An 8,582-nucleotide genomic window follows, 5' to 3' on the forward strand; every position below is an offset into this window, starting at 1 on the left:
CGGTGCGGGCGGCGACGACGGCGGACCTGTGCCCCCCGACGACCTTGCCCAGGGCGCCTAAGGCGACCGAGCCGAGGGCGACCCCGGCGGTCAGTTGGAGGAATCCCCGACGACTGACGGCACCGTCGGTGGTGTCGTGCAGCCCCGCGAGACGCCGGGAGAACAACCGCAGGATCAGCAGGGCGACAACACCGGCGACGAAGGACGGGACGAACCCGGTCTGGCCGGCATCGGGACGGGTCGCCGCCGCGATCACGGCTACGCCCGCGAGGATCACGACGATTGCGGCGCCTGCCCAGTACCGCAGTACGGCCAAGATGCCGCCGACGGCGGCGAAGGCGAGCAGAACGATGACGATGCCGGTCTGCAGGGCGGTCTTGTCGTGGGTCCCGAAGAGGGAGATCGCCAGGTCTTTCAGCCACGGCGGGACTCGGTCGATGAAGGCGGACCCGATCGCCACGATGGGCGTCTGCGGGGACCCGAGGACCGCTGCCGCGACCTGGCCGGCAGCCAGTCCTGCCACTGCGGCGAGCACACCACCGATGGCCGCGCGGACGAAGAGGCCAGTCCGTCGCTTTGTTTGGTTCACCTCTCAACCATCCCGCGCGGTGGCGCCCGACACCAGCCGGGCGCCACAAACCGTTAGGAGCGGGTAATGCGGAGGTGGTTCAGATCCGGGTGGCCGCGGGGTTCGGGCCGAGGTTGGGCCGGCCGTTCGGCCAGCGACGGGCATTGTCACGGACCCGGCGGAGCCTGCCGAGAACGAGCTCGCGCTCGTCCGCCAGCTGAGACATCCACAGGCTGTCGATCTCCAGGAGGTGGTCGGGCAGCGCTTCGCGCAGCCGCCGCTTGCCCTCCTCCGTGAGAACCGCGAACGAACCGCGGGCGTCGTCGGGACAGGGTTCCCGACGCACCAGACCGAGATTCTCGGCGCGGTCGACCAGCCGGGTGATGCCGCCGGTGGTGACGGTCAACTCCCGGGCGAGTGAGGTGAGACGCTGTTTCTCCCCGTGGCTGCGGGCAAGCCGCAGCAACAGTTCGAACATTGCCATTTGCAGACCACTGCGCTTCAGGGAATGGCGCATCAGATGATCGAGTTCGGCCGCTGCTTCACGCAGCAGGCCGTACGCGGTGATCACATCGCTATCCCAAGGTTCGGGAGCGTGAGTGGGTTCTGCATCGGCGAGCGCTAGGGGCGAGCAAAGCGATGGCGCGATGGTCATGCGCGGACTCTATTAGCTGACTAGGTCACTTCGCTACACGGGGTGACGTTTCGGCTACAGGTCGAGACACGAATGAGGTCTGTTCGAGCGTGACAACGGCCTGTGGATAACTTCCGCGGCGGTCGGCCGATCTTTGCCAGCCTGGGTGTGCACACGCAAACCGGCGCAGAGAGCGGGGACCAGGATGAGCGACAAAGAGGACCAGTCACCCTATGGCCGGGGGTTCATCGCCGCCTGCATCGTGATCGCCGCCATCCTCCTCTGCGGCGCCCTCCTCCTCATCACCGGCCTCACCTCACCCACCCCCAACGCAGCCGCAGACGCGACCCCAGCCGGTACTACGTCCTCGCCGGCCCCAGGCTCCACCACGGCCTCGTCCGCCCCCGGCGAAGCCAACTCGGCCGGCACACCGGGCCCCGGATCATCGGGCACCGGCGACCCAACGTCGGCCGGCACGCCGGGCCCCGGCTCGTCAGGCTCCGGCGACCCCGCCTTGACCGGCACCACCGTTCCGGCAGCGCCGGACGCACCCGCCTCGGCGGGTCCGGGCGACGCCGGCGCGAGTGCATGTGGGCTGCCGGACGGGGATCAGGCGATCCCGGCCTCTGCGCCTTCTGTGGATGGGTGGGAGGTGAGCCGGCGGGTGGTTGTTCCGCGGTCGGCTGTGTTTGGACCAGGGAAGGTGGATCAAGACGGATTCCGGCGGTGTTTCGCGCACTCCCCGAGCGGCGCGGTCTATGCGGCGTACAACGCGATCGCCGCGATGGGGGATCAGGCCAAGGGCATCGACACCGTCGGCAAGCTGATGTTGCCCGGCCCGGACCGCGACGCCCTGATCCGCGAACTGCGTGCGGAGACTCCCGACGACGTGAGCGAGCCGACCCAGCTCGCCGGTTACCGGGTGCTCGACGCCAGCCGTGATCGCGCGACGGTGACGCTCGCGCTGCCCGTCGAGTCGGAGTACGTCAGCGCGACCCTGACGTTCGTCTGGCAGTCCGGCGACTGGCGCCTGGTCCCACCCGCGCCCGGGGAATCAGTCGGAGCGCCGTACTCCCAGCATGCCGACCTGGACGGCTTCGTGGTCTGGAGCGGTGTCTGATGTGCACCAAGCTCGACGTCGGCTGTGCCATCCGCGAAGGCTTCCGCTCCGTCGTCACGGACCAGTTCAACGCCCTCGCGGAGAAGATCGGCAAGGCGGCCGCCTCAGGGCTGGACGCGGTCGGCAGCTTCTGGATCAAGATCGACAGCCCGACGCTCGCCACCGAGCACGGCAACACCTATGTCGCGAGCGGCCCGGTCGCCTTCCTGCACGATCGCTCCATGGTCGTGGCCGCGTCGATCTTCACCTTCGCGGTCCTGGTCGCCGGCATCAAAACGGCCTGGGAGCAGCGCGGGCACCCGATCCAAGAGTTGCTCAAGGCAACGATGTTGATGGTGCTGGTCTGCGGCGCCGGCACCGCCACGCTGCAGTTACTGTCCGCCTGGTCGGACAAGTTCGCGTTGAACCTGATCCAGCAGGCGAAACCCAAGGATACCGAGTTCCATCAGGCACTCGGTGGCGTGATGATCAAGGGCGGGGTCCAGGCCGCGACCCAGCAACTCCCGATGATGGTGGCGATGTTCTTCGGCGTCGCGATCCTGATGGCGTCGCTGATCCAGGTCGTGCTGTTGCTGATCCGTTCGGCGATGCTGGTGGTGCTGGCCGGCACGTTCCCGCTGGCCGCCGCCGCCACGAACACCGAGGTCGGCAAGGCCTGGTTCAAGAAGTACTGCGCCTGGGCGCTGGCGTTCGTCGCTTACAAACCGGCGGCGGCGATGATCTACGCCGCCGCGATGAAGATGAACCAAGCCGGCATGACGAACACGTCGGGCAACAGCCTCGTCCAGGCGATGACCGGGCTGATGATGATGCTGCTCGCGGTGTTCGCGCTGCCCGCGTTGCTGCGCTTCGCAGTTCCGATCACTGCCGCGGTCTCGGGTGGAAGCGCAGGCATGGGTGCCGGGGTCGCGGACCCGGGTGGGCTGGCGACCGGTGCGGTGAACGTCGGCCGCTCCGCATTCGGCCGCTCCAGTGGCGGCGGTGGCGGTGGCGGCGGCGGAGGAGGAGGCGGTGGTGGTGGTGGTGGCGGAGGTGGGGGTAGCGCCAGCGGTGCGCTCGGGGTCGCGGCGAGTGCCGGTATCGGCGTCGCCGGGGCGGCTGTCAGCGGAGCGAAGAAGGCCGGCGGCGAGCTCGCGGGCGCCGCAGCCCACTCGGCCGGCGAGGCCGGCGGCGGTTCGGCCGGCGGTGCATCGAACTCGGGTGGCGGCCGGGGCTGGAGCAGCGGCCGCCGGGGCTCCTCCGGCGGCCGATCGAAGCCCCCCACCGACCAGCCCCGTGAGCCCGCCGGCCCCTCGGGCAGCAGATGATCGACCAGCCCCAGGAGCCCGCCGGCCTTTCGGGCAGCAGGTGAGCGACGCCCCACGAGTCCGCCGGCCTTTCGGGCAGCAGGTGAGCGACGCCCCACGAGTCCGTCGGCCCCCTGCCAGCGGATGATGGGCCCATGGTTCTGCAGCGGATTGCTCTCATCTCCGATGTGCACGGCAACCTGACGGCGCTGGAGGCGGTCCTCGCGGATATCGAGGCGCGCGGCATCACCCGGATCTTCAACCTGGGCGACTACGTCGGCAAGGGTCCGCGTGGGCAGCAGGTGGTGGATCGCTGCCGCGAGGTGTGCGAGGTGAACATCCTCGGCAACTGGGACGACTTCCTGCCCGACCCGGACCGCGAGCACGACAGCGACGGCATGCGCTGGTGGAAGAAGGAACTCCGTGAGGACCAGTGGACCTGGCTCCGCAACCTCCCGTTCAGCCACGACTTCGTGCTGAGCGGCCGGCGGATCCGGCTCTTCCACGCGTCGGCGACGACCGTGCATCGGCGGGTCCGCTTCGATCACGACGAGCAGGAGTTCCTCGGCATGTTCGCGAACACCGAGGCGACCGGCGACGGCCCGATCCCCACGGTCGTCGGCTATGCGGACATCCACGAACCCTTCTACGAAGCCGACCTCGGCCGCACCCTCTTCAACACCGGCAGCGTCGGCAACAGCCTCGGCGACCCCACGCCCGTCTACGTCATCCTCGAAGGCATCCCCGACTCCCTCACCGATGGCCCGTTCGCCATCCAGTTCGTCCGAGTCCCCTACGACACCGCCGCCGAACTAGACGTCGCCCGAGCCCTCGGCATGCCCGAACTCCCCGCCTACGAATCCGAACTCCTCCACGGCACCTACCGAGGAAACTTCTACGCCAACGAACCCCCCACCTACCACCGCCGCCCCCACTGACCGCCCTCTCCAAATCCCTAACGTCCGAAGGACTGTGGGTCCTGCCCCACCCTCTTTCGGACGTAAGCATCACCCCGAGCGCCAGATTTCCTTACGTCCGAAGAGCCGCGGGGCCTGCCCCACAGTCCTTCGGACGTAAGCATCACCCCGCGAGCGACGGATCTCGTAGGGGCTAGCGGAGGGGGCGGTTGGTGTGGGCGGCGCGGGTGATGACCTCCTCGGTGGTGAGTGCGCTGGGCGGGTGGTGGCTGAGGCTCATCGGGATCTGCAGCTTCTCGAACTGCAGACCTTCGCTGGCTCCGTAGAAGTTGCCGGCGCTCAGGCGGCCGATATCGTCGACCCGGCCGCCCATGGCCCTGGCGAGTTCGGTCGCAGCGTTGATCTGCGCTCCCGAGTTGAGCCGTCCGAAGAACTGCGTGGTGGCGTTGCCGGGGATCCGGTTGTGCAACCCCTTCGGAGCCTGCGTGGCGAAGACCAACCCGAGACCGTACTTCCGGGCCTGCGCCGCCAGCGCGAGAGTGCTTTCGGTACACGCCGTCGCAGCGCCCGACGGTGCGAAGGTCTGCGCCTCGTCCATCACGAGCAGCCCGCCCAACGGTCGATCACCAGCAGGGTTCCGTTTGATCCACGCGAACAGCGCCATCTGCAACTGGTTGACGAAGCTCTGCCGCTGCTCGTTGGCCGGCAGCCCGACGAAACTGATCACTGAGACCCGCGCCCGGTACCCCGGTGCTGGCGTCAGCAGGACGCCAGGATCGAGCGCCTGACCGGTTCCGCCGAACAACGGATCGTTCACTCGCTCCGCAGTCAGCGCATCGGCGATCTCGGCCGCCACCTTATGTGCGGTACGAATGGTGCTGATCCCGGTCGGCAGATCGGCCAGGAGTTCGATGAAGGCGTTGAGATCGTGGCCGCCCCGGCGGGCGAAGTGATCCAGCGCTTGACGCAGAACGGCCTGCCCCGTCTTCACCTTGCGAGGGGTCAGCTGCGCCCTCGGCAGCAGACCCGCGACGGCCGCATCGACCGCGTCGCGGAATTCGTCCTCGTCATCCAGAACATCCGCGAAGTCCGGCAGCGGTCTGAACGACAGCGGGCGTCCCTTCGCCCGTCGCGGTGTCCAGATCACCACATCGGTGCCGTTGATGTACTCGCGTGCTTTGGCATCGTCGCCCGGTCCCCAGTACGGAGGTGGTTCAGGCCAGGGGTCGCCGAGCCGGGCCAGGTCGTTGTTCGGATCCAGGACGATCGAAGAGACCCCGTGCAGCGCGCACTCCTCGATCAACCGGCGCAGCAACACGGTCTTTCCCGACCCAGATCCCGCGAACGCGACCGTATGCTTCCGCAATAGCCGGAGCGGCACATTGAACGCGTACGCCTCACCCGCGCCAATCGGCACCACCGGCTCCCCGTCCCCCGGCCGCCCAGCTGTCACCCCAGAGCCGGACTCCTGCCCCATCTGCTCCCCCGAGCCGGGCCCCCTGCGCCCCACCTGCTCCACGGAGCCGGACTCCTGCTTCCCGGACGCTTCTGCGGCGTCTTCTGTGCTGTCCGCCTTGGGCCGTTGGGGCGCCTGGTCGAGTTCGGCGAAGACCCGCTGGAACAGCTCGGAGTTGCCCGCGGGTCGCCTGGCGATCAGCCACTGCAGGAAGCCCGGATCAGGCTGGCGGGTCAACGCCTCCAGAGCTGCGAACGTCTTCAGATCGTCTCGCGTGATCAACAACGACAATCCGCCGGCCGCCTCGAACTCAGTGGTCTCCGCAGCCGTCTTCGGCCCACTCGACCACCGCGTGTTCCGCAGGACGATCAGCTTTCGTTTCCCCATGCCGGCTTCCAGCCCAGCCTCAGTGCGGGCCGCTCGCAGCCGCGTCAGCGCGGCCCTCGCATGGTCGCTGGCGATGGCCCGGAAGCCCCAGGTCATCTCGTCATCGGTGGTCTCGTCGAGCGTCCGGCGGAGCCGGGCGTGCAGAGCAGGCTTCGGGCCCGGCGGTGGATCCAGCTCGAACTCCCGACCGAGTTCCCCGAGCTCCGCGATGTACGAGCTGAGCGCGGCGGCCAGCAGCGCAGGCATCCGTGCGTCCTCGGTCTTCGAATCCAGCGCAGCATCGATGTCGACCTGCTCGCGAAGATCGGCGAACTTGGCATCCAGCCGGCTGAGCCCGGTCGGTGCGGTATGCCGGCCGGGACGAACCGGCGCCGGTGCGTCCTCCAGACTCGCCAGTTCGGTCAGCTCATCGGTCTCGAGGCACCGGCGAATGTGCTCGTCGACCCGCTGGAGGAGCCGCCGCGGGGTGAAGTCCCGGGCACCGTCGTTCTCGAACGCCGACCGCAGCACCGGCCAGGTCGGGTACGGCGGAACCAGCCCGGCGGCCACGTAAAGGCCGGCCAGCCGCCCGGCGACCAGGTCCACCGCGATGGCGGGATCGGGCAGTTGGCTCTGCATGTTGACGGTCCGGAAACGGTCGGCCGCAGGGCTGGTCGCCTGGGTACGGATCAGCTCCCACGTCGCCGGGATGCACGCGACCACCGACAGGGTGCGGTGGGTCGATTCGCGAAGTTCCATCAGGCCGTCCGCGATCTCGTTGGCCAGCCGGGTCCGGGCCTGGTTCTCGCCCGCGTCGGTCCGTCCGGTGGCGGCCTGAGCCATCACGCTGTCGATCTGGTCGATGGCGATCACACTCGGTCCGGTCAGCGCGAGCAAGCGGGACAGGTCGCCCAGGATCTGTTGCGGAAGCCGTCCGCCCCGGCGGAATCCCCACGCATCCCGATCGGCCTCCTCCACGTCACCGTCGAGTTCGAAGTACCCGTACCCGATCTCCTGGACCGAGGTCTCCGGGCTGCGATAGAGCACCAGAGCTCGCGCGGTGTTCTGGCAGTCGGTGCCGATCTTGGCATCGATCCGCTTCACCCCCGCGACGAACTCGTCGAGATCGCCACGGGAGACCGGGCTCTGACCGAGCAGCCGGGCCCGGAGGTCGTGATCGAGGCCTGCCTGTTCGCCCAGCCGGCGCAGCAACCCGGACAGCTGCTCACCCTGCCCTGCATCGAAGCCGTCGATCACCCCGCGCACTGCACTCGACCAGAATGCGGCTCCACTGACGAGCTTGATCAGGAAGAAGTAGCCCTCACTTTCCTGTACCTGTTGACGAACCCAGCCGAGCAGATGGGTCTTGCCGACCCCCTTCTCACCCTCGAGTGCGATCCCGATCGGGCTGCCGGTGGTACTGCGCCGAGCCGCGCCGACGGAAGCCATCACGGTCCGGACCACGTTCGCGTGGAGTCCCGGAACGTGGTGCTCGACCGGACTCCAGATGGCGTCCGGCGTGACCGCCCAGTTGAACTGGACGGCCGCCAGCGCGGCCCGCTCCTCGTTCCTCATCCGTTCTCGATCTTCAGCAGATGCCGGCTGCTGCCGCCGAAGCGCACAGCGGCCTCGCGATCCGCTTCAGTGAGTGCTTGCTGGTTCGCTTCGGCCTGGACGTGGACGCCGGGTTGCCGGGACAACTCCTGGAGCGCGGCATCGACGTCACCTCGCGCGTCATCCGGCAACTCCGCGCGGAGTGCCACCAGACCGACCCAGGTCGACCCAGACTTGGCGCTGAGACTCGAATAGGCCACGCGGATCCGGGCCTCTAGATCCAGTTCGGGTTCGGTCGGCCGGAAGAGGTCGGACAGTTGCTGTCCGGTGCGCTGAAGATAGCGCTGCAAGCCGTTCAGTAGCGCGTACAGTGCTCCACCTCCGGGTCCCGCGCGGTCCGGACGTTCGGCGCCGAGTTCCTCCTGACACCAGGCCGCGCCGTCATCGGTGAGTTTATGGACGAAAGCCCGGCCAACCTTCTCGGTGGTCACCAGTTTGAGGTCGTTCAGCTTGATCCGGCTGGCGCCGTCGAGCTTCACCCCGGCGGAGGTACGGAGCTCCGCGTTGGTGAGTGGGCGTGCCTCCGCCAGGAGTGCGAGCAGGACGGCTCGCTCGGTCAGGTTGAGGGGTTGAGCGGGCACGATGGGATCCTCCGGAGGCTGTTCACTGCATGGTTGGCTG

At 68.4% G+C, this 8,582-nt stretch carries 6 protein-coding genes and 1 pseudogene; 3 read left to right on the plus strand and 4 right to left on the minus strand.

Going from position 1 to position 8,582, the window contains the following annotated elements:
• Both VFG33_RS03635 and VFG33_RS03640 read right to left on the minus strand, forming a co-directional pair.
• Positions 1–589: pseudogene (locus tag VFG33_RS03635) on the minus strand (molybdopterin-dependent oxidoreductase); the annotation flags it as partial.
• A 79-nt stretch (positions 590–668) separates the two neighbouring features.
• Positions 669–1,223 carry a MarR family winged helix-turn-helix transcriptional regulator gene (locus VFG33_RS03640; RefSeq protein ID WP_325022350.1) on the minus strand — a complete coding sequence of 185 codons (555 nt, stop codon included), beginning with the start codon at positions 1,221–1,223 and terminating at the stop codon, positions 669–671.
• Positions 1,224–1,407: 184 nt separating this feature from the next.
• On the opposite strand from VFG33_RS03640, the gene VFG33_RS03645 reads away from it, so the two are divergent.
• The 3 genes from VFG33_RS03645 to VFG33_RS03655 all read left to right on the plus strand — a co-directional run bounded on the left by VFG33_RS03645 (position 1,408) and on the right by VFG33_RS03655 (position 4,546).
• Positions 1,408–2,322: a DUF8175 domain-containg protein gene (locus tag VFG33_RS03645; protein ID WP_325022352.1), complete on the plus strand. Its 915-nt coding sequence runs from the start codon at positions 1,408–1,410 to the stop codon at positions 2,320–2,322.
• Positions 2,322–3,629, plus strand: a complete 1,308-nt coding sequence (locus VFG33_RS03650) for a TrbL/VirB6 family protein (protein ID WP_325022354.1) — start codon at positions 2,322–2,324, stop codon at positions 3,627–3,629. Before VFG33_RS03645 ends, VFG33_RS03650 begins: the two co-directional genes overlap by 1 nt.
• A 134-nt stretch (positions 3,630–3,763) precedes the next feature.
• The gene (locus VFG33_RS03655) at positions 3,764–4,546 is read left to right on the plus strand and encodes a metallophosphoesterase family protein (RefSeq protein ID WP_325022356.1); all 783 of its coding nucleotides are present in this window, start codon (positions 3,764–3,766) and stop codon (positions 4,544–4,546) included.
• 172 nt (positions 4,547–4,718) lie between these two features.
• Here VFG33_RS03655 and VFG33_RS03660 read toward each other — a convergent pair whose 3' ends face one another.
• Together VFG33_RS03660 and VFG33_RS03665 are read right to left on the minus strand one after the other, a co-directional pair.
• Positions 4,719–7,922 carry an ATP-binding protein gene (locus VFG33_RS03660; protein ID WP_325022358.1) on the minus strand — a complete coding sequence of 1,068 codons (3,204 nt, stop codon included), beginning with the start codon at positions 7,920–7,922 and terminating at the stop codon, positions 4,719–4,721.
• The coding region (locus tag VFG33_RS03665) for a hypothetical protein (protein WP_325022359.1) at positions 7,919–8,582 on the minus strand (664 nt) is incomplete at its 5' end. The genes VFG33_RS03660 and VFG33_RS03665, both read right to left, overlap by 4 nt.

Source organism: Kribbella sp. (assembly GCF_035687465.1).
In the GTDB taxonomy this organism is placed as follows: Bacteria; Actinomycetota; Actinomycetes; order Propionibacteriales; family Kribbellaceae; genus Kribbella.

Bases quoted from the DNA above. Each gene is read 5' to 3' on its own strand.
- VFG33_RS03640 (WP_325022350.1), bottom strand. From the start codon at position 1,223: ATGACCATCGCGCCATCGCTTTGCTCGCCCCTAGCGCTCGCCGATGCA.
- VFG33_RS03650 (WP_325022354.1), top strand. From the start codon at position 2,322: ATGTGCACCAAGCTCGACGTCGGCTGTGCCATCCGCGAAGGCTTCCGC.
- VFG33_RS03655 (WP_325022356.1), top strand. From the start codon at position 3,764: ATGGTTCTGCAGCGGATTGCTCTCATCTCCGATGTGCACGGCAACCTG.
- VFG33_RS03660 (WP_325022358.1), bottom strand. From the start codon at position 7,922: ATGAGGAACGAGGAGCGGGCCGCGCTGGCGGCCGTCCAGTTCAACTGG.
- VFG33_RS03645 (WP_325022352.1), top strand. From the start codon at position 1,408: ATGAGCGACAAAGAGGACCAGTCACCCTATGGCCGGGGGTTCATCGCC.